At 38.4% G+C, this 22,058-nt stretch carries 18 protein-coding genes; 12 read left to right on the plus strand and 6 right to left on the minus strand.

Features of this window, described 5'->3' with window-relative positions:
* Positions 1-8: 8 nt before the first annotated feature.
* Together lpxD and VGE44_RS16380 are read right to left on the minus strand one after the other, a co-directional pair.
* Positions 9-1,046 (minus strand): UDP-3-O-(3-hydroxymyristoyl)glucosamine N-acyltransferase, encoded by a 1,038-nt coding sequence (gene lpxD / locus VGE44_RS16375; protein ID WP_331081142.1) that lies wholly within the window; start codon positions 1,044-1,046, stop codon positions 9-11.
* A gap of 58 nt (positions 1,047-1,104) precedes the next feature.
* The gene (locus VGE44_RS16380; RefSeq protein ID WP_331081144.1) at positions 1,105-2,340 is read right to left on the minus strand and encodes an HD domain-containing protein; all 1,236 of its coding nucleotides are present in this window, start codon (positions 2,338-2,340) and stop codon (positions 1,105-1,107) included.
* Positions 2,341-2,436: 96 nt separating this feature from the next.
* Between VGE44_RS16380 and VGE44_RS16385 the strand changes: the two genes are divergently transcribed.
* From VGE44_RS16385 to VGE44_RS16400, 4 genes are all read left to right on the plus strand, one after another.
* On the plus strand, positions 2,437-3,990 hold the full coding sequence (locus tag VGE44_RS16385; protein ID WP_331081146.1) for a PglZ domain-containing protein: 1,554 nt from the start codon (positions 2,437-2,439) through the stop codon (positions 3,988-3,990).
* Between the two features lie 39 nt (positions 3,991-4,029).
* Positions 4,030-4,446, plus strand: coding sequence for a tRNA (adenosine(37)-N6)-threonylcarbamoyltransferase complex ATPase subunit type 1 TsaE (tsaE, locus tag VGE44_RS16390; protein ID WP_331081148.1), 417 nt, complete (start codon positions 4,030-4,032; stop codon positions 4,444-4,446).
* 75 nt (positions 4,447-4,521) lie between these two features.
* The gene (locus VGE44_RS16395; protein WP_331081150.1) at positions 4,522-5,733 is read left to right on the plus strand and encodes an alanine dehydrogenase; all 1,212 of its coding nucleotides are present in this window, start codon (positions 4,522-4,524) and stop codon (positions 5,731-5,733) included.
* A complete protein-coding gene (locus VGE44_RS16400; RefSeq protein ID WP_331081152.1) occupies positions 5,733-6,410 on the plus strand; it encodes a M15 family metallopeptidase in 678 nt (225 codons plus the stop codon). The genes VGE44_RS16395 and VGE44_RS16400 overlap by 1 nt, the downstream gene beginning before the upstream one ends.
* Position 6,411: 1 nt before the next feature.
* Here VGE44_RS16400 and VGE44_RS16405 read toward each other — a convergent pair whose 3' ends face one another.
* From VGE44_RS16405 to VGE44_RS16415, 3 genes are read right to left on the minus strand one after another with little or no spacing between them, the layout of a single operon-like run.
* Complete coding sequence (locus tag VGE44_RS16405; protein WP_331081154.1) at positions 6,412-7,422, minus strand: aminotransferase class I/II; 1,011 nt, start codon at positions 7,420-7,422, stop codon at positions 6,412-6,414.
* 30 nt (positions 7,423-7,452) lie between these two features.
* Positions 7,453-7,995: a phosphoglycerate mutase family protein gene (locus VGE44_RS16410; RefSeq protein ID WP_331081156.1), complete on the minus strand. Its 543-nt coding sequence runs from the start codon at positions 7,993-7,995 to the stop codon at positions 7,453-7,455.
* A gap of 44 nt (positions 7,996-8,039) precedes the next feature.
* Positions 8,040-9,356: a D-alanyl-D-alanine carboxypeptidase/D-alanyl-D-alanine-endopeptidase gene (locus VGE44_RS16415; RefSeq protein ID WP_331081158.1), complete on the minus strand. Its 1,317-nt coding sequence runs from the start codon at positions 9,354-9,356 to the stop codon at positions 8,040-8,042.
* Between the two features lie 172 nt (positions 9,357-9,528).
* Between VGE44_RS16415 and VGE44_RS16420 the strand changes: the two genes are divergently transcribed.
* From VGE44_RS16420 to ybeY, 6 genes are all read left to right on the plus strand, one after another.
* Positions 9,529-10,779, plus strand: coding sequence for an aspartyl protease family protein (locus VGE44_RS16420; protein ID WP_331081160.1), 1,251 nt, complete (start codon positions 9,529-9,531; stop codon positions 10,777-10,779).
* Between the two features lie 205 nt (positions 10,780-10,984).
* Positions 10,985-13,492 carry a zinc-dependent metalloprotease gene (locus tag VGE44_RS16425; protein WP_331081162.1) on the plus strand — a complete coding sequence of 836 codons (2,508 nt, stop codon included), beginning with the start codon at positions 10,985-10,987 and terminating at the stop codon, positions 13,490-13,492.
* 90 nt (positions 13,493-13,582) lie between these two features.
* On the plus strand, positions 13,583-14,443 hold the full coding sequence (locus VGE44_RS16430) for a phosphodiester glycosidase family protein (protein ID WP_331081164.1): 861 nt from the start codon (positions 13,583-13,585) through the stop codon (positions 14,441-14,443).
* Between the two features lie 109 nt (positions 14,444-14,552).
* Positions 14,553-17,891 carry a DUF4175 family protein gene (locus tag VGE44_RS16435; RefSeq protein WP_331081166.1) on the plus strand — a complete coding sequence of 1,113 codons (3,339 nt, stop codon included), beginning with the start codon at positions 14,553-14,555 and terminating at the stop codon, positions 17,889-17,891.
* Complete coding sequence (locus VGE44_RS16440) at positions 17,888-18,319, plus strand: ATP-binding protein (RefSeq protein ID WP_324484911.1); 432 nt, start codon at positions 17,888-17,890, stop codon at positions 18,317-18,319. The genes VGE44_RS16435 and VGE44_RS16440 overlap by 4 nt, the downstream gene beginning before the upstream one ends.
* Positions 18,319-18,750: an rRNA maturation RNase YbeY gene (ybeY, locus tag VGE44_RS16445; protein WP_331081169.1), complete on the plus strand. Its 432-nt coding sequence runs from the start codon at positions 18,319-18,321 to the stop codon at positions 18,748-18,750. The genes VGE44_RS16440 and ybeY overlap by 1 nt, the downstream gene beginning before the upstream one ends.
* Before the next feature lie 2 nt (positions 18,751-18,752).
* Here ybeY and VGE44_RS16450 read toward each other — a convergent pair whose 3' ends face one another.
* Positions 18,753-19,463 carry a pirin family protein gene (locus VGE44_RS16450; RefSeq protein WP_331081171.1) on the minus strand — a complete coding sequence of 237 codons (711 nt, stop codon included), beginning with the start codon at positions 19,461-19,463 and terminating at the stop codon, positions 18,753-18,755.
* A gap of 87 nt (positions 19,464-19,550) precedes the next feature.
* Here VGE44_RS16450 and VGE44_RS16455 point away from each other — a divergent pair, with 87 nt between their 5' ends.
* Both VGE44_RS16455 and VGE44_RS16460 read left to right on the plus strand, forming a co-directional pair.
* Positions 19,551-20,207 (plus strand): NAD-dependent epimerase/dehydratase family protein, encoded by a 657-nt coding sequence (locus VGE44_RS16455; RefSeq protein ID WP_331081173.1) that lies wholly within the window; start codon positions 19,551-19,553, stop codon positions 20,205-20,207.
* Positions 20,204-22,057, plus strand: coding sequence for an ABC-F family ATP-binding cassette domain-containing protein (locus VGE44_RS16460; protein ID WP_331081175.1), 1,854 nt, complete (start codon positions 20,204-20,206; stop codon positions 22,055-22,057). The genes VGE44_RS16455 and VGE44_RS16460 overlap by 4 nt, the downstream gene beginning before the upstream one ends.
* The last annotated feature ends 1 nt before the right edge of the window (position 22,058 follow it).

Here is a 22,058-nt window from a genome sequence, read left to right on the forward strand (position 1 = left end):
AATACTGATCACTTTAAACGGTCTTTAATTATGTTTTCAAGTTCTACAATTCGCTTTTCCAGCTCAGGCAAGCGCTTTATTATAACCTGCGATTTCAGGGAATCCCGGTAAGTCATCATTGGGAATCCGTTCCAGCTCATATTCTCTTCCTTTATAGAATTATTAACTGCTGATTTTGCTCCTATATTACTGCCGTTGGCTATACTTATGTGTCCAACCATTCCCACCTGCCCGCCAATCACACAATTTTCACCAATTTTGGTACTTCCTGATACTCCCGTTTGTGCTGCAATTACCGTATTTGCACCAATTTCTACATTATGAGCAATCTGAATCAGATTATCCAGCTTAACACCTTTGCGGATAATGGTTGATCCCATTGTTGCCCTGTCTATTGTTGTATTGGATCCTATTTCTACGTTTTCTTCAATGATAACGTTACCGATCTGGCTAACCTTTCGATAAACACCCTCACCCCCGTTCGCAAATCCAAAACCGTCACTTCCGATAATCGCACCGGAGTGAATAATCGAATTATCACCAATAATACAGTTAAAGTACACTTTAACGCCAGCATATAAAGTTACATTCTTACCAACAGTTACATTATCTGCCAGATAGGTATTAGGATAGATCTTGCTGCCGTCTCCAATCTTAACATTCGGGCCAATATATGCAAGTGCAGCAATGTAAACATCTTTACCTATCTCAGCACTTGGATGAATAAAACTGGGTTCTTCTATACCGGTTTTATTCGATTTTAAAAGTTCATCATATTTCTCGAGCAAAACCGAAAAGGCACTGTATGCATTCTTTACTCTGATTAAAGTTGCCCTGATAGGCTGGGAAGGCACAAATTCTTCATTTACAATAATAATTGATGCCCCTGAGCCATAAACAAATTGCTCGTACTTAGAATTTGCAAGAAAAGACAAGGAGCCCTGCTTTGCATCTTCTATTTTCGCAAGCTGATTTACTGTCACCTCAGGATTACCTTCTACAGTTCCTTCAAGTAAAATTCCAATCTGATGTGCAGTTAGTTGCATCGGGCAAATTTATAGCTTATATCTTAACGAACAAATTTTGAACTTATTCGCCTGTTTATTAATTGACATCCCTTACTTCTTTAACATAACAGAGTATATACTTCTGTACGGTTTTTGCCAGTGCCTCCAGATTGGAATTATCTGATGCTTTGGTAATATCCTGTATAGACCCATTTTTCATTAAAATGTTAATACTCCCGTCGCCAACATGGTATGCATTATTTTTTATTGTATCAGTAAATACGAAATAAGAGGTGTCATCGTCAGAAACCTCGAATTCATCAGTAACTCTCTCGGCCAGTTCATTTATCCATTCCACTGATGGTGGCTCATTACTGATCTCTACTTTATAAAGGTTTCTGCTGATCAGGTGATTACAAAGTGTTGAAAGGATAAGATCCTCATCGTCAGCCCAAACCTTTATTGATGTAAATATATCATTATCATCCAGTTTGGTAAATCTTTCTAAATTTCGGGGCTCATTTCTGAATTCTTCCCGGCTCACCGAATTCTTCAAAAAATAGGAAAAACAGGGACTGGCAAATAAATTCCTTCCCTCAAGCGATAGCTCTTTTGCCCTTTCGAGAATCTTTACAAGCATTTGCTCAGCGGCAATAACCGTCTTATGAAGGTATACCTGCCAGTACATCAATCTGCGGGCAATTAAAAATTTCTCTATAGAATAAATGCCCTTTTCTTCAACAACTAACTGATCATCAATAACATCCAGCATCTTTATGATCCTGTCAAAGCTGATTACCCCTTCAGAAACACCGGTAAAAAAGCTATCCCTGTTCAGGTAATCCAGACGATCAATATCCAGTTGCCCTGAGACCAGCTGATGTAAAAAAGTCTTTGGATAACGGTTGTTGAATATTTCAAGAGCCATGGTAAGCTTACCATCAAACTCCTGATTCAGATTATTCATCAGAAGCGCTGTGATATGCTCATGTGATACTCCATCAACAATGGTGTGCTCCAGGGCATGAGAAAAGGGTCCATGGCCGATATCGTGAAGTAAAATAGCAATCATCACCGCCTCCTCCTCCTCATAAGAAATAGCCTGACCTTTACTTTTTATTGTTTCAACTGCAAGGCCCATGAGGTGCATTGCACCAATAGCATGATGAAAACGGGTGTGTAAAGCGCCCGGGTAAACCAGGTGAGTCATACCCAGTTGTTTGATATAGCGTAACCGCTGAACATAGGGGTGCTGAATCAAATCATACACCAGTTCTGATGGAATTGTGATGAATCCGTAAACCGGATCATTAATTATTTTCTTCTTATTCAAGATCGGGAACCTTACGGCACAAAAATTGTTATTTTTAATGACAATTGAATGTATAAATAAGTTCGATGACCTATTAATTATTAATTTTACATTGAAATGCAGGAAACAACCATATTGTGGGCCGACGATGAAATCGACCTGCTAAAACCACACATACTATTTCTGAATGAAAAAGGCTACAGAATTACCACTGTGACCAATGGTAATGATGCTCTGGATTGTTTCAAAAAAGAAAACTTCGATCTGGTATTCCTCGATGAAAATATGCCAGGACTTACCGGACTGGAGACTCTGGCCAGAATTAAAACAATAGATCCTGATATTCCGATCGTGCTCATTACTAAAAACGAGGAAGAGTATATGATGGAGGATGCAATTGGATTTAAAATAGATGATTATCTGATCAAGCCGGTAAATCCAAAACAGATCTTACTCACAATAAAAAAACTGATTGATAATAAACGTCTGGTCAGTGAGAAAACATCTATGGCCTATCGGCAGGATTTCAGAACTCTGGGAATGACCCTGAATGAAAACCTGAGTTTTTCTGAATGGGTAGACGTTTATAAAAAGCTGGTGTATTGGGAACTTTCTCTCGAGAAACTTGAAGATGAAGGCATGCATGAGATTCTTACAGTACAGAAATCAGAGGCCAATGTTCAATTCTCAAAATTTATTGAAAAAAACTATCTAAAATGGCTTAAAAACCCTGAGGATGGGCCAATTACCTCAAATCAACTTTTTGTTAAAAAGGTTTTCCCATCATTAGAGCCAAAAAAACCGACTTTCTTCATCCTGATCGATAATTTGAGATATGACCAGTGGAAAATGATCAATTCTCTTTTGATGGATTATTACCGAATCGAGGAGGAAGATAGTTATTACAGTATTTTACCTACTGCTACTCAATATGCCAGAAATGCAATTTTTTCAGGATTTATGCCCTTGGAAATGGAGCGGCATTTTCCTAAAATGTGGCAGAATGATGAGGATGAGGGAGGTAAAAATCTGTTCGAAGAAAAATTTCTTGCTGAGCAGATTCAGCGTGTTATGCGTAAGGACTGCAAATATTCATATAATAAGATTCTAACTTTTGAGCAAGGGAAAAATATCAGTGAAAACCTAAACAATTTGATGGGTAATGATCTGAATGTTATCGTTTATAATTTTGTTGACATGCTTTCTCATGCACGAACTGATATGGCGATGATAAGGGAACTTGCAAACGACGAAGCAGCATACCGCTCTTTAACACTATCCTGGTTTGAGCACTCACCTCTGCTGGATGCTTTAAAAAAGCTTTCCCAGAAAAAAATAAAACTGATTATAACTACAGATCACGGCACCATCCGGGTAAAGCATCCAAGTAGAGTGATTGGTGACCGCAATACCAATTCAAATTTGAGATATAAACAAGGGAAAAATCTCGATTTCAATTCAAAAGATGTGTTTCACGTCAAAAATCCACATGAGGCAATGCTTCCAAAATTGCATATGAGTTCGAGCTTTATTTTTGCAAAAGAAGATAGTTTTTTCGTGTACCCCAATAATTACAACCACTTTGTTAATTACTTTAATGAAACATTCCAGCACGGTGGCATTTCGATGGAGGAAATGATTGTCCCATACGTAACCTACAGTCCTAAATAATCCATAATAACAATTATTATTGCTTTATAATTCGATCTAATGAACATCCGGGTCAATAACGAAGGAGAATTACATCAGGCGGCATCTGAACTGCTAAAATTTGCGGAAAAAGAAAAAGTCTTTCTGTTTGAGGGCGACATGGGCGCGGGAAAAACAACTCTGATCAAAGCATTGTGCTTTGTCCTTGGCATGAAAGAAACGGCAAGCAGCCCTACCTATTCAATAGTGAATGAATATGTCTACCCCGGGGGGAAAATTTATCATTTTGATTTTTTTCGCATCAAATCCCAGAATGAAGCTTTTGACATTGGTTTTGAAGAATATCTTGCATCAGGAGAATATTGTTTTATCGAATGGCCGCAAAACATATCCGACCTTTGGCCACAAAACTATATTAAAATAACGATCTCTGAGGGTGAAAATGGATTGCGTAATATCCTCGCAGACAAGGTTTAAACTGAATTATTCTGAATTAAGTCCTTCCTGTTTTAAAAATTTCGTACCTTCATTACCCTTATTAAAACCCGCATGATGAGTGAATTATCTGACATTGCAAAACAAGCCATGATGCAACCGCAGGAGGCGATGTTGGAGCTTAGAAACAAAAAGAACAACCTTTATATTGGCATACCCAAAGAGACCTCTTTCCAGGAAAACAGAATCGCATTAACACCTTTATCTGTTGGTTTATTAGTCCAACATGGACATGAGGTCGTAATTGAAGCAGGAGCCGGTCTGGCTGCAAACTTTACGGATAATCATTACAGTGAACAGGGAGCTCAGATCGTTTATGATAAAAAGGAAATTTACAAAGCTGATCTGATTATCAAAATAGCACCTCCCACAGAGGATGAAGTAGAAATGATGAAGATGGGGCAGGTTCTTTTCTCTGCCCTTCAGATGTCGACCATGAAAGCCGATTTTCTGAAGGCACTGATGAAAAAGAATATTACCGCACTTTCCTTCGAGTACCTACGTGATGAAGGAAATGTACTCAGTGTGGTCAGGGCAATGAGTGAAATTGTTGGAGCAACCTCAGTACTTATTGCTGCCGAATACCTGAGCAACGTATTTGAAGGTAAAGGCTTGATGCTTGGCGGAATAACAGGTGTACCTCCAACGGAGATCGTTATTTTGGGTGCCGGTACAGTTGGTGAATATGCTGCGCGAACTGCTATCGCTCTCGGTGCCGAGGTTAAGGTTTTTGACAGCTCCATTTACAGGTTACGCCGACTGCAGAATAATATTGGAAGCCGTGTCTTTACTTCGGTCATTCAGCCTGTAGTTTTACAAAAAGCCATTTGCAGTTGTGACGTTGCTATCGGAGCTATTCGCGCCAATCATGGAAGAAGTCCCTGCATTGTGTCAGAGGAAACTGTGAGTAAAATGAAGCCAAATTCTGTTATCATTGATGTAAGTATCGATCAGGGTGGATGTTTTGAAACCTCAAGTGTAACTAATCATACTGTTCCTACTTTCAGAAAATATGATGTAATCCATTACTGCGTTCCAAACATAGCATCGAGGGTATCACGTACAGCAACCTATGCTTTGACAAATATTTTCACACCAATCATACTCGACATAGGAGAAATGGGAGGAATAATGAACCTGATTTGGGAAAGACCCGGTATCCGCAATGCAATCTACCTCTATCAGGGAAAGCTTACCAATAAAGATCTGTCCGACCGCTTTAATATCCCAATGAAAGATCTGGATCTGCTGATCGTTTCAAACCGCTAATGAAGAAACTCCTATTACTAATTCTCCTGTTCGGATTTTTCGAAGCTTATTCGCAGATTAATAATCCCTATGGTTTACAGGTCATCAATGAGCATGCTAGTTACAAAAAATCGATAGAGGAGGATAAAAATAAGCAGCTTATTGAAATCAAAAAAAGTATCCCGGATATTAAACTGGACATCCGGTACGCCGGAAAAAATAATTTTGCTAAACAGGCTGTTTACAAACAGGCAAGGGCATTTGCGAGGCTTCCTGTAGTCGAAGCCCTTAAAAAGGTTCAAAATGAGCTAAAAAAATCAGGCTACGGACTAAAAATATTTGACGGATACCGTCCTTACAGTGTAACGGTCAAATTCTTTGCCATTGCCTCTGATAAGAGCTTTGTTGCGAATCCAAAGGATGGATCACGGCATAACAGGGGTTGTGCGATTGATCTCACCCTGATCGATCTGAAAACCGGAAAAGAACTGGAAATGCCAACTCCCTACGACAGCTTCGCTGCCGAAGCCGCATCAGATTTTATGAATCTTCCTGCCAATGTCATTCAGAATCGCGAATTATTACGCAGTACAATGGAAAAACATGGATTCAGGGTTCTCAATAATGAATGGTGGCATTTTGATTTTATCGGCTGGAAGAACTATGAGTTAATGGATATTCCTTTCGAGGATCTGTAAATTAACCGTTCCCGTTTATCCATTTTGCGAGAATTTCAAGCTCTTCCTTCTCATGGATACTGTTAATCACGATTCTATGAATTGCCTTAGCTTGTGGATCAGGATAAGGAAAGGAAGAAATGTTGATACCATTTTTTTTCAAATCAATTGCAATTTCATCATCCTGAAGAAGAAAAACCGGGAAATCATTGATGAAAAAGAGCTTTTTTGTTGATTCCAGCAGATCTGTAAAGAGCCTTAAATTTCTTCGCAGATTAAAAAGTTCCTGTGCATAAATCTCACCGGCATGTACAAAAGCATAAAGCATCCCGGGTGACGGGGGTGAACTTCCAACATAAACAGGTGAATTTCTCAGGTTTTTAATACCTGCAGAATTCCCAAGAATAAGGCCCGCATCAAAACCCAATGCTTTGGCCATCGACGCTATTACAAAGGTCTCAATATTGGTTAATTGTGGCAGTCTGCTGTAAATACCCTCTCCCTGATTTCCGGTAATTCCAATTCCATGGGAATCATCTATGAGAAGCACAAGCTCTTTATGGGGATCAATACGTTTTAACCAATCGAAATTATAAATTTCCGGTATCAGGTTGTTCAGCGAATTACTGATGATCATTACAGGCTGATCGGATCCATTGATCAGCTTGATTGTCCTTTCTATCCATTCCACAAATTTTATCCGTGGAGCTTTGGGTCTTCCAATCCAGAGCGCCGGATGGGTATCAGGAGCATAAATTAACTGATGAGTTTCAAAATATTGCTGAACAAGAAGTTGGGCAGCAAGATATCCGCTCGACAAGAAAATCGAATCTTCGGCACCGAACCGCCTGGCCGCTTCATTTTCGGCAATGGAAAAAATATCCAGTGTGATGTTATTATTTCTGGATGCCCCGTGGTTTATTCCGTAGATCTCAATACCTTCAAAAACAAGTTTTTTGAAAGCATCATTATGAGGCATCCCTAAATAGGCCGTGCCACCGAAAAATAGGCTTAAGCCCGTTCCTTTCTTCATTCTCCTTTTTAAACTTATTAATAGATGTGTCTATTTTACAATGCTGCTGTGATGTGATTTACCGTATTGCTGTGTTTTAAGTTCTGCCTTCCCTTTTGAATCAATTTTTAGCTCAAAGAAGAAATCATAATCATCATCGCTAAGAACAGTAAGGGGCCGTTGGGCACCAAAAGCCTCCAACAATTCAAGTACAGTATTCGAATGCCCAACAATCAAAACTTTATGCCCCCTATGTTTTGTTTTTACAAGCTCTGCAATGCCACTAAAATCGTGGGCATCGTAAGTCTGGATTTCTATATTGCTTTTTTTTGCTGAATAATAAGCAGTCTGGCTTGTTCTTTTATACTTGGTTGCAAAAGCTGCATCAAGTTTAATTTCCTTCAATTTACTGGCTAATGCCTCTGCCCTTTCCCTGCCCTCCACACTAAGTTCTGGATCCTGATTCTTGGGGTCAGAAACATCCTTTTCGGCATGTCTGACTATATAAATAGTGGTAATACCCGGTGCATCTGTTCTGCAGCTTAATGCAACTACAGCCAGCAATACTATAAGCCCGATCTTAATTTTGTTCATAATTCTGGTTATTGTTTTGGCGGGTTAATATGCATTGAAACCTATCAATAGTTTTTATAAATCTGCGTGATCAGCTTTTCCATCTCAGAACGTATTTCTGCCGTCGGCCTGGTAAAATTATTATTCATGAAAGAAAAAATCAGCTTTTTACCTGAAGATGTGATCAGATACCCGCTTAAATTATGATTGTTTGATAGGCTTCCTGTTTTAGCAAAAACATAAGGCTTATCTGCTTTAAAAAGATTTTTCAGTGTTCCAGTTTTGCCACCCTGGGGTAAGAGGTCAAAAAGACGGTCCTGATTTCCAACCTCATCATAAATTTTTTCACAGAGCCTAACCATGCTTCGTGGAGTAAACAAATTTTGTCGGGAAAGACCTGAACCATCTACCCATACTGCCTTATCCGGAAGATCAGTAAGAAAGTTCTTTTTAACATAATCGATCACTACTGCAGTATTCATTTCCATTCCCCTGCTGGCAGCAATATTTAGAAGGATTTGTTCTGCAATGAAATTATCACTTGGTAATAACATTTTTTTATAGAGTGTGTCCGCAGAAATACTGTTCCAGCTTTGGGTTTGTGCAGGTTTTGAAAAATTGATATTGCCTGAAAAGCTTGGAATGCTTTGTTTTAACAAATCTCCTAATAAATCATCTGACACTTTAAACGGAATTATCTGGTTAAATCCTGCAGGTGCACTTGAATTGGGCTGATGAAATATATTACTAAAGATTTCACGTTTGATACGGAATCTTGCCGGGCTTCCGGATGGGTCTGTATGCATTATCAGTTGCCCTCCTGTACTAAATACGGGGTAGCTTTGTAATCCAGCGGCATTTTTACTGAAACGAACCACATTTCCATACAGTGGCAGGTCTGACATCTCTGGCTGGTAATACTCGTTATAATCATCATAAGTCCAGCCAACACCATAAAAATCACCGGTAAATACGCCTCTTGCCCGATAAATCTTCTTTCCTGAAGTATTGAGTTTTTGCAATACCCGCTGCTCCTTAAATTGAGGATCAAGAAAGGAGGGATCTGCTGTACCCCAGAAGATTAATGAATCGCTACGTTCAATATATTGTAGTCCGGCAATAGAATCCTTCAAAAGCTTCAAGCCGGCATAAAAAGTAAATAATTTAGTGTTCGAGGCCGGAGTAAAATATTTATCATCATTCAGCCTGCTAATCATTTTCCTCTTGCTGAGATCATAAAGTGCAAAGCCTGTAAAATGATCATTTAGTACCTCTGAACTCTTTAGCATTTTAAGAATTTTTCGTCTAGGTATCGGTTTTGAAAAAGCAGCCTCTATGGTTAGAAAAGACAGAATAATTAATAATAATAGCTTTGTTTTCATCAGAGTAATTTAAAATCCGGCTGGGTATCGGAGACAGAACGCTTAATTTTTTAAAAATAGAAAAGAATTATGGAATGCTAAGCAGCCTTTGCTAATAAGATCTTTAAAAATAGAGCCCTGAATATTATATTATGACGTAACTTGTTATAGATAATTAAGTCTCAAAAACAATTTGGTTTCAAAGAAAGGGTTTTCATTGTACAGGATTTTCTATACAATAGCAATAATTATTCTATTTGCAGGAAATGCTTTTGCCCAAAAGTTCGAGTTCAGCGGAAACAGAAAAAGGGAAACCCTGGCATTCAGGATGATAAAAAACCAGATGGTTATCCAGCTCCATATCAACGGAAAGGGGCCATTCAACTTCATTCTGGATACAGGAGTAGGTCTTGTTCTGATATCTGATCCTAAATTAATTGACTCTGTATCTTTTCAAAACCTCAGAAGCATTTATATTACCGGCTTTGGTGAAGGCGAAAAATTAAGTGCATTCATTGCGCCTTCCGTTGATCTTCGAATAGGAAATACCATTGCAAAAAATATTCCGGCGGCAATTCTTAAAGAGGATATTTTTGAATTATCAAACTATGTAGGCATCCCAATTCACGGTCTGATAGGTTATGAGTTTTTTCAGAGTTTTGTCGTCAGGTTAAATTTTTTAACAAGTACTATCACTGTTTTTCAACCCGAAAAGGCTTATATCCCAAGAAAGGGTAACCGCATTCCGCTTAGTATAGAAGAAAGAAAGCCATACATTAATACCAATATTCAACTGAAATCAGGCAAAAAGCTCCCTGTAAAACTCATCATTGATACCGGTGCCGGTCATCCTGTTTCACTGGAAACAATGGACGGATTTCCATTTGAATTGCCGGAAGAACGTATAAGGGGCAACCTTGGAGTAGGTTTAACCGGGCCGATTGATGGTTATATTGGAAGAATCACATCTCTGCAATTAGGAAAATATACGCTCAATAATGTTATTGCAGCGTTTCCCGATTATGAAGATGCGGCTTCAAGGGTGTTTTCTATAAACAGAAATGGAAATATGGGTCTTGAAATCATAAAAAGATTTAACGTCGTATTTGATTACAACAGGGCAGCCATGTACATTAAACCTCTTGCAACTTTAAAGGATGCTTTTGAACATGATATGGCCGGATTGGAAATTGGTTCAGCCGGTGAAAATTATAAACGACTCATTATTACCAGAGTTGAGCCCTCCTCTTCAGCTGATCTGACAGGACTTATGAAAGGCGACGAAATTCTGGCCATTAACTTTAAACCAGTGTCAGAAATGTCATTATCCGAAATAGATACTATGTTCAGGTCGCGAAACGGGCGAAATTTTGTAATAGATGTGTTATTAAAGGATGGAAAAAGTAAGCGGAGGGTGATATTAACCCTGAACAAAAGGATTTAATCAAGTATTAAATTTATTAATCATTTAAATATTATTTATAGTCCTGATTACAAAAAGTGTTATTTATAAATTTTTTTGTACCATAATTATTCTAAAGATTATGGCTGATTAAATTTATTGTCAAAAAGTGCAAAAAAATTATAAATATTCACACCAATCAATAGATTTGTAAATTCCTCATAACCTAACCATTATATAAAATTCTATGACAATAAACTTTCGTCATTTGCGGTTCGCCGCAATATCGGCACTGATCTTTGTATCCGGACTTGATTATGTTCAGGCTCAGGATCGCAATAAACCTGCCGCACCGACTACTGAGCCGGCCAAACCGGCAGCTCCGGTAACTGCAACACCTCCCAAAACCGGTATCAGACCTTATAAAGAAGTCATCACTGATAAAGCAAAAACTGATAAAGGATTATTCAAGGTGCACAGGCTTGATGGAAAATATTTCTATGAGATACCGGACTCTCTATTCAACCGTGAAATGCTTGTTGTTACCCGTTACGCAAAAACTCCAACAATCGATGGAACTTATGGCGGTGAAGAACTGAACGAACAGATCTGGAAATGGCAAAGAAGAGATAAACAGGTAATGATCCGGATTCCTTCTTACCGCAATATTGCAGACAAAAAAACAGAGATGTTTGAGGCTGTTAAAAATTCAAATCTTGATGCCGTTTTATCTTCATTTGATATCAAGGCTGTAAACAAAGATTCCAATTCGGTGGTTATTGATGTAACTGATCTCTATGCAAAAGACATTCAATCCCTTGGTTTGCCACAGTCTATACGTACTCAGTATAAAATAACAACCATGGATGACACCCGTACTTTTATCGATACGATCAAATCCTTCCCGATTAATATTGAGGTCCGTTCATTAAAAACATACCGTGCTACAGATCCTCCGGGAGATAAATCGATCGGCTCAATGACTGTCGAGATTCACAATTCAATGCTCTTATTACCCAAGGTTCCATACAAACCTCGTTTTTCGGATGACAGAGTTGGATTTTTCGGACAAAGCCAGACAGATTACGGCCTGGATGAGCAAAAAGCACAGGTTACACGCTATATTCATCGCTGGAAACTGGAACCCAAGGATCCGGCTGCATACAAGCGTGGTGAATTGGTAGAACCTAAAAAGCAGATCATTTATTACATTGATCCGGCAACACCTGCTAAATGGAGACCTTATCTGATTGCAGGAGTAAAAGACTGGAATGCAGCATTTGAAGAAGCAGGATTTAAAAATGCAATCACAGCAATGGAAGCTCCTTTGAATGATCCCGACTGGTCACCTGAAGATGCTCGCTATTCTGTGATCCGTTATTTTGCTTCGAATATTGCCAATGCATACGGCCCTCATATTTCTGATCCACGCTCCGGAGAGATCATGGAATCAGATATAGGCTGGTATCATAATGTTATGAACCTGGTTCGGAACTGGTTCTTTGTTCAAACTGCAGCAATTAACCCTGAGGCCCGCAGCCCTAAATTCAGGGATGAGGTTATGGGTCAGCTGGTACGCTTTGTATCTTCCCATGAGGTTGGACACACTCTCGGACTTCCTCATAATTTCGGATCAAGCGTCGCATATCCTGTTGATTCCCTGCGTTCACCATCTTTCACTAAAAGAATGGGAGGAACAGCACCATCGATTATGGATTATGCACGATTTAACTATATAGCCCAGCCGGGGGATGAAGGAGTTATATTATATCCGGGAATTGGAGACTATGATAAATGGGCTATTAAATGGGGATATACCTGGTTTGATAACCAAACACCTGAAGATGATGCGAAAACATTGAACAAATGGACCATAGAAAGAGCCGGAAACCCTATTTATTTCTATGGTCAGCAAACAGGAAACCCAATCGATCCGCGTGCTCAATCCGAAGATCTGGGTGATGATGCTATGAAAGCTTCAAAATATGGGATTGCCAATCTGAAACGTATTTTACCGAATATAGAAAAATGGACATATGAAGAGGGTAAGCCATATGATAACCTGAAAGAACTTTACGGCGAAGTACTAAGCCAGTGGAATCGTTATATGGGTCATGTACGTTCAAATATTGGTGGCATCTATGAAAATGATAAAACCTATGAGCAAAAAGGGCCGGTTTATACACATGTTGCTAAGGCAAAACAAAAGGAAGCCGTAAAATTCATTAATGATCAAGCCTTTATGACGCCGGGCTGGATGCTTGATCAGAATGTACTTAACAAATTTGATAATGCAGGAATTGTTGACCGTTTAAGGAGAACACAAGTTGGTGTCCTAAATGGAATTCTTGATTTTGGACGTCTGAACCGGGTTATTGATAATTCTGTGAAAAATGGGCTTAATTCATATCCGATGAATGAATTATTTGCAGATCTGCGTAATGGTATTTGGTCAGAATTGAAAACCGGAGCCAATCTGGATACTTATCGCCGAAACTTGCAACGTGCCTATATCGAAAGGATGTCATACCTTCTGAATGAAAATGAAACTCCGGTACCGACGCAATTTGCAGCTTTTGCCGGACCACAGATCGATGTTTCACAATCAGATATCCGTCCGATGGCCAGACATGAACTTAAATTACTGGCAGTGCAGGTTAGATCTGCACTACCAAGGTATTCAAACCCGGTATTAAGGGCACATCTTGATGATGTTCTGGTTCGTATCGCTGAAGCTTTGGATCCTAAAAAATAAGAATCGCTTTTAACATAAAAGCCCTGGCAATTATTTGGCCGGGGCTTTTTATTTAATGAGTTTTGGTAAATTAGAACAATTTTTATTGATATGAAAATCTTTACAATTACCGCATTATTGCTGTTATTTATCACTGGAGGAATCTTTGCTCAATCTGATTCTCTGGCTGTGCTAAAAGCTGATTGGAAGAGAGAGAAAATAACATCTGGAGTTCGTTTAAAGACCTTCTGGTTTAATAAATCGCTCTTTAATTCTAATCAGAATGTAAGTATTCTGGAGATAAAACAAAAAAGAGGTCTCTCTTTAGATCTGGCCTTTGATAGCAAAATACTTCAAAAAACCAGTGATTTTGGCAAACAAAATAATGCCCTTGCAGCATTAAACGGGACTTTCTTTGATATGGCGAATGGAGGCTCTGTAGATTATATCCGTGCAGATGGCTTTGTAATCAATGAAAACCGTCTCGGGAAGAACGGTAATAGGGCCGGACATCAGGAATCTGCCTTGGTGTTCAATAGAGGGAAGTTGAGTATTGAAAAATGGAATGGGAAGCAGGATTGGGAGCAATCCCTTCAGGGAGATGATATTATGGTAAGCGGACCGCTCCTGATATTGAATCAGACTGCAGAAAAACTGGACACATTAAACTCCTTCAATAAAACCAGGCATCCCCGTACAGCTGTAGCGATAACAAAGAATAAGCGGATACTGTTAATTACTGTAGATGGCCGGAATGAAAATTCTGCAGGCATGAGCCTTTTCGAATTAACAAAGCTCATGCGCTGGTTAAATGCAGATGATGCCATAAATTTAGATGGCGGTGGATCAACCGCATTATGGATAAATAATTATATGGAGACCGGGATTGTCAATTTCCCTACCGATAATAGAAAATGGGATCATGATGGTGAGCGGAAGGTTGCAAATGTGGTGCTTTTGAAAAAAAAATAATCTCAAAATGGTCACATATGTGTTAATTATGTACCCAAGTCCCTGAATTACACCAATTATATTTATTTTTCGTTAAATTCATGTAAACTATCCTGTTGAAGTATTGAGTATGAACAAGCCGGAAGATAATTATGTTTATCTTATCAATAAAATTGATGGTTTTATACGAAAGTATTACCTGAATAAAGTCGTAAAAGGTTCCATCTTTTTGGCTTCATCTTTCCTTGTTGCCTACTTAATTTTCACATTTGCGGAGTACTGGGGTCATTTTGATCCAACTGTAAGAAGTATTCTTTTCTATACTTTCATTGCAGGCAATACATTCGTCCTTGCAGCCTATATCATACTTCCGCTTTTGGCGTATTTCAGGCTTGGAAATACAATAAGCCATGAACAGGCATCTGCTATAATTGGCAGACATTTTACACCTGTAAAAGACAAATTGTTAAATACCCTGCAATTAAAAAAGCTTTCAGAACTTAACCCGGAACAGCGCAACCTTATCGATGCCAGTATTAATCAAAAAGTTGCCGAACTAAGACCTGTTCCATTTACTTCTGCGATTCATATTAATGAAAACCGAAAATATTTGAAATACCTTTTAGCTCCATTGGCAATCATCATAATTGTTTTCTTTGCAGCACCGTCTATACTTAGTGAAAGTACAGAACGATTGATAAATCACAATAAAAGATTCATTAAAAAAGCTCCATTCAGTTTTGAAATTCTAAATGAGCAATTATCTGTTGTGCAGGGAGGTGATTTTACCCTCTTGGTAAAACTTACCGGTAATGAAATCCCTTCAGAAATTTACCTTGAAGACGGACTTAATACCTTCAAACTTGATAAGGAAAACATCATCCGTTTTAAATATACTTTCAGAAACCTTCAAAAAAACAAAAACCTGATACTGAAGGCTGGTGAATTTCGCTCAAAAGATTATGTACTTGAGGTAAAAGCCAAACCAACACTTTTGGATTTTGATGTGTTAATTGAATATCCAGACTATATCAGCAAAAGCAATGAGACCCTCGAAAACACAGGAGACTTAAGCGTTCCGGAAGGTTCACGCATCAGCTGGAGGTTCAGAGCGAAAAACTCCGACCAAATTGATGTGGTGATGGACAAAAAAAGCTTTCTTTTAAAGGAATCGGGAGAAAACCTATTTAAATTCAGTTTTAAAGCATTAAAAAACCTGTCATACAGCATCAGACCATTAAATTCAGAGGTTGCTGAATCAGAAGGTGTTTCCTATGAATTAAGGGTAATACCTGATCTTCTTCCAGTGATTGATGTGAATGAGCGGACAGATTCTGTTAATTCCAGGCTGCTTTATTTTGTTGGACAAGCCAGTGATGATTATGGTTTTTCAAAACTCAATTTCAATTACAAAGTGCTTTCTGAAAAAGCGGAAAATTATGAAAATTCGGAAATCAGATCTGTAAAACTTGATAAAAATGCCCTTCAGAGTAATTTTTTCTATGTATGGGATATTAACGAAGTGGCAGCAAAACCGGGAGAGCAGATTGAATATTATTTTGAATTATTTGATAATGATGGAGTTAATGGTCCGAAATCTGTTAAATCATCTATAAAAACCTTGAGATTACCATCTGAAGCCGATTTAGAGAAAAAACTGGAGGCAAACTCTGAACAGATTAAGAAAAAGATGGAAGAGGCGATCAAAAAATCTGCCCAGCTGGAGAAAGATACAAAAAGATTGAACCAGGAACTTCTGAATAAAAAAAGTCTCTCATTTGAGGAAAGAAAGCAAATCGAAAGCCTCCTGCAGAAACAAAAAGAGATTGATGAATTAGTTAAAGAGATCCAAAAGGAGAACAAGCAAAATTTAGCCGAACGGCAGGAGGAAAATGAACAGATTCTTGAAAAACAAAAACAAATTGAGGACCTCTTCAATAATGTTCTGGATGAAAAGACGCGCGAAATTTTAAAGAATATCGAAAAGCTTCTTGAAAAAAACAATAAAAACCTAACGCAGGAAGAGTTGTCCAAAATGCAGATGGACAATAAGTCGCTACAAAAAGAACTTGACCGCATTTTAGAGCTTTACAAACAGCTTGAATTCGATCAAAAACTTACCAATACGATAGAAAAACTGAGTGAGCTGGCTGATAATCAGGAAGAACTGAGTGAAAAATCACTGGATAAAAAGTCAGACCCAGAGGAACTAAAAGATGAACAAAAGCAGCTTCAGGAAGATTTCAAAGGATTAAAAGAAGATCTAAGCGAACTGGAACAAAAAAACAAAGAGCTTGAACAAAAGAATGATTTTGAAAATCAGGAAAAGGCAAAGCAGGAAATAGACAGGGAACAACAAAAAAGCTCTGAAAATCTGGAGAAAAAAGATCAGAAGAAAGCATCAGAAAGCCAAAAGAAAGCTGCTGCAGAAATAAAAAAGCTGACAAAAGATCTGCAGAGTATGCAACAGGAATCAGAGGAGAAGGAAAGCGAGGTTAATGCCAAAAGCCTTCGCGAAATACTTGATAATCTCATTACAAGCTCTTTTGATCAGGAAAAAACAATGCAAACAGTACGGCAAACCAATACCAGTGATCCTAACTATATTATTCAGAGCCAAAAACAGAAAGACATTCAAATAAATCTGAAAATGATTGAGGACAGCCTTTACTCTCTGAGTAAAAAGGTTCCCCAGATTCAATCCGTGGTCAACAAAGAAATTCAGACAATAAATTTTAATGTTGGAAAAGCGATAGAAAGTCTTGGAGAGCGCCGCACAGCCGAGGCAAACCGAAACCAGCAATTTGCCATGACTTCTATCAATAACCTTGCTTTAATGTTAAATGAAGCACTGGAGCAATTACAACAGGCGCAGCAGAATGGCAAACCAGGAGGAAAAGGTAAACAGAAGCAAAATCTTTCGCAGCTTAGTAAAATGCAGGAACAGTTAAATAAGAACATGCAAAAAGCAAGGGAAGATATGCAAAAACAGGGTCAGCAGAAAAGTGGTCAGCAGGGCAAAAGTAGCCGGGAAATGAGTGAGCAACTGGCGAAAATGGCAAGAGAACAACAGATGATAAGACAGGCGATGCAAGAGATCAATAAAATGGAAAATAAGGATGGAAAGGGAGCTTTGGGAAATCTGGATAAATTAATGAAAGAGATGGAACAAACTGAAACAGATCTCGTAAACAAACGAATACAACAGGAAACACTAAGCCGACAACAGGAAATTCTCAGTAAATTACTTGACGCAGAAAAAGCAGATCGGGAACGCGAACAGGATCAAAAAAGAGAAAGCAAAGAGGGTATTACACCAGCACCTGCTAATTCAATTATTTTGCAGGAATTCCAGAAAATCAAGCAAAAAGAAATCGATTTGCTAAAAACCGTGACCCCTTCATTAAATTCATTTTACAAAATAAAAGTGGGGGACTATTTTAAATATTTAAATTCGGGGGATAAATGAGTAAGCAGACAGAATTTTCAGATAATACTTCATTGTATACTCTGCAATTACCTTCCAGGATTGACAGTATTACCATCGTTGAAAATTTCATTGATGAGTTGAGTGCAAAATATGGTTTCAGCGATGAGCTGTACGCAAATGTGCTGACCTGTCTTAGTGAGGCTGTGATTAATGCTATTGTTCATGGGAATCGCGAAAGCTTAGAAAAAAAGGTATATATCAATCTCGAGGTTATCGAAGATAAGCGGCTTATTTTTACAATATCTGATGAAGGTGATGGCTTTGATTTTAATAATTTGCCCGATCCAACCGCTCCTGAAAATATTGAGAATTTAACAGGAAGAGGGGTTTTTATAATCAAAAAGCTTGCTGATCAGTGTATCTTCAATTCTAAAGGCAACGAACTCGAACTCCATTTTAAAATTTAATGGGCCAAATACCTATTAATTTCTTTACTGAAGATATATCCTTTAATTTAAAACAAAAAGGACTCGTCAGAACCTGGATCAGGAATACAATAATGACCGAAAAGCATAGACTCAGGCTTTTAAATTTCATTTTCTGCAGCGATTCCTATCTCCTGAATATCAATCAGAAATATCTGAAGCATGATACCTATACCGATATAATTACTTTTGACAATAGCGATCTGAAGCAGGAAATCGTCGGAGATATTTTTATTAGTCTGGACAGGATCAGGGAAAACGCTAAAGAACTTAAGGTAAATGAAAAAGATGAGCTCCATAGAGTGATGATCCATGGAACACTCCACCTCCTCGGATATCCGGATAAAGGTAAGTCCGCAAAAGCTCTCATGACAGAAAAAGAAGATCTTTATCTGTCAAAAAGAGCATTTTGAGTTTATTGCATCGGAACCTCGATGATCAATAGTCTGGAGTTTTCACTGAATTTAAACTCTAACGTTTCTGTATCGTAAACACCCATCGCATCACGTGTGTTTAACTGTGTGCTGTCCAATTCTGCCTTACCGTCAATCACAAATACATACGCTCCGTTTCCGGGATGCTGTATGTTATAGTAAGCTCTTGTTCCACTATCAAAGGTTCCAAGACTGAAGAATGCATCCTGATTGATCCACATTACATTCTCTCCCTCACGTGGTGAAACAAGTGTCAGAAATGAATTGTTTGCTTTCTCAAGGTCATACCTCATCTGGTCGTAACGGGGTTGAATATTTCGCTCCTTTGGAAATACCCAGATTTGGAGCAAACTTGCTTCCTCAGTAGAAGAACCATTAAATTCCGAATGACGGATTCCACTTCCTGCCGACATGACCTGTACTTCACCGTAACTGATATTACCCTCAGAACCGAGACTATCCTTGTGGGCCAGTACTCCCTTTAAAGGAATCGTTACAATTTCCATATTATCGTGTCCATGAGTCCCAAATCCCATTCCAGGAGCAATAATATCGTCATTCAGAACTCTTAACAAGCCAAAATGAACCTTTGAAGGATCATGATATTGGGCAAAACTAAATGAATGAGCTGCTTTCAACCAGCCATGATCCTGAATTCCACGATCTGTTGCGCGATGAATAATCTTTTTCATGTTTTTGATTTAAATTACATGTTTAAACATACAATATTAATTCCAATCTTAGTAATGCGTACCTTTGCAGATTAATAAGACAAATTAATGCCATATCAAGTCATTTTAGTTGGGGCAAGCGGACTTATTGGCAGTCACTTACTCTCTGCACTAATCGAATCTGCTGAAATATCAAGGATATTGCTGGTGCTTAGAAAGCCGCTTAACATTCCTATTCCTAAAGTTCAGGAATTGATCGTTAATTTTAATGAATTAGAGCACTTTTCTACTGAGATCAAAGGTGATATTATGTATAGCTGTCTGGGTACCACAAAGGCTGCGACTCCTGATTCGGGTCAATATAGAAAAATAGATCTTGAATATCCCTTAGAGCTCGCAGAGATTGGAATAAGAAATGGAGTTACGCAATTTCATTTGGTTTCATCGCTTGGAGCAAATGCATCAGCCTCTAACTCCTATCTTAAACTAAAGGGAGAACTTGAAAACGAACTAAAAAAACTATCCATTCCATCTTTACATATCTATCAGCCTTCACTCTTAACCGGAAAACGCAAAGAGTCCCGCCTGGTCGAAAAGTTTGCTATCTCTGCTTTTAAAGTAATTGACCTGCTTCTTATAGGCCCATTAAAAAAATACCGCAGCATCAAGGCAGAAACCGTTGCTCGGGCAATGCTTAATCAATCATTAAAAGAACTTAAAGGAACTTTTATATATCCTTCCATACAAATACAAGAATTAGCGTGAGCATTTTATCTACAGAACAATTAGGACATTCATTTAACGATAACTGGTTATTTAAGGACCTATATTTCGGCCTGAATAAAGGCGATCGGGTAGCACTGGTTGGTATTAACGGAACAGGAAAATCAACATTGCTCAGAATACTTTCAGGCATTTTACAAGCAAGTCTTGGTAAAGTTGTAACCGAGCGGGATCTGAGAATAGGTTACCTCGAACAGGACCCTCAATTCAGCAATCAGGAAACTATCAGCGATTTCATATATTCTATTGGAAATGAACGTCAGCAACTAATCCGTCAATACGAAGAGGCTGTAAATCAGGAAGTTCACGATGAAAAAGTGCTGAACAGACTAATGGATGAATTAAGTAATGCCAATGCTTGGGAGTATGAGTATGAAATAAAAACGATTCTGGGCAGGATGGGAATACAACATCTGGAACAAAAAATTGCTACCCTTTCGGGAGGACAAAGAAAGCGTCTGGCACTTGCTAAACTACTGATCGATGATCCTGATGTTTATATCCTGGATGAACCAACCAACCACCTGGATATTGAAACAATAGAATGGCTGGAAAGTTATATGACAAGCGGGCAAAAAACAATATTACTGGTTACTCACGACAGGTACTTTCTGGATAATGTATCTACCCGGATTATCGAACTCGACAGGGGTAAAATTCAAAACTTTAATGGAAATTACAGCTACTACCTGGAGAAGAAGGCAGAACAAAATGCTGCTGAAGATGCTACACTTAGTAAAAACACAAACCTGCTGAAAAAAGAACTGGAATGGATGCGTCGTCAGCCAAAGGCCAGAACAACCAAATCAAAATCAAGGATCGACTCCTTTTATGACCTTGAAGAAAAAACGAAGGGCAGAAATGTCAAATCATCTCTTGAACTAAGTGTTAATGTTTCGAGGCAAGGGAATAAGATCCTGGAACTTGAGCATGTAAGTAAATCATTTAATGGTAAACCGGTAATCAATGATTTCAGCTATACCTTTAAAAAAGGCGACAGAATTGGAGTAGCTGGTAAGAATGGAACGGGAAAATCTACACTGTTAAATATTATTACAGGAGCCATAAAGCCCGACAGCGGTAAGGTCAATGTGGGTGAAACGACTGTGTTTGGCTATTACAGGCAAGGTGGGCTCGAATTTAAAGACGATGAGCGTGTCATTGATGTGGTCAAGAATATTGCAGAATATATAACAATGGCCGATGGGAAAAATCTCACTGCCAGTCAGGTTCTGACCCACTTTCTCTTTCCACCGGCAAAACAATATGGTATGGTAAATAAGTTAAGCGGCGGTGAAAAGAAACGACTACAGCTTATGCGGGTTTTAATGAAGAACCCTAATTACCTAATACTTGATGAGCCAACAAATGATTTAGATATAGATACATTGAATGTACTGGAAGATTTCTTGCTTAATTTCCCGGGCATTTTAATGCTGGTATCACACGACAGGTATTTAATCGACCGCTTAACCGATCAGCTATTTATTTTTGAGGGTGATGGTAATGTTCAGATCTACTCTGGTAATTATACCGATTACAGGCTTGAACAGGAAGAGCCAAAAAAGTCGGCAAAACCTGAGAATAAAGCTACAGCAATAACCCCAAAATCCGAGACTACAAAAAGAAAACTAAGTTTCAAGGAAGAGAAAGAGCGTTCCGAACTTGAAATGAGCATAATAGAATTAGAGGAACAAGTAAAAGTTCTCACTTTAGAATTAAATTCAGGAATAACGGATCACAATAAACTAACTGATATCGCGAGCAAAATAAAGGATATTAAAGACAGGATTGATGAACAAACGTTTCGCTGGCTGGAATTATCGGAATAAA

The organism is Daejeonella sp. (genome assembly GCF_036405355.1).
Classification (GTDB): Bacteria; Bacteroidota; Bacteroidia; order Sphingobacteriales; family Sphingobacteriaceae; genus Daejeonella.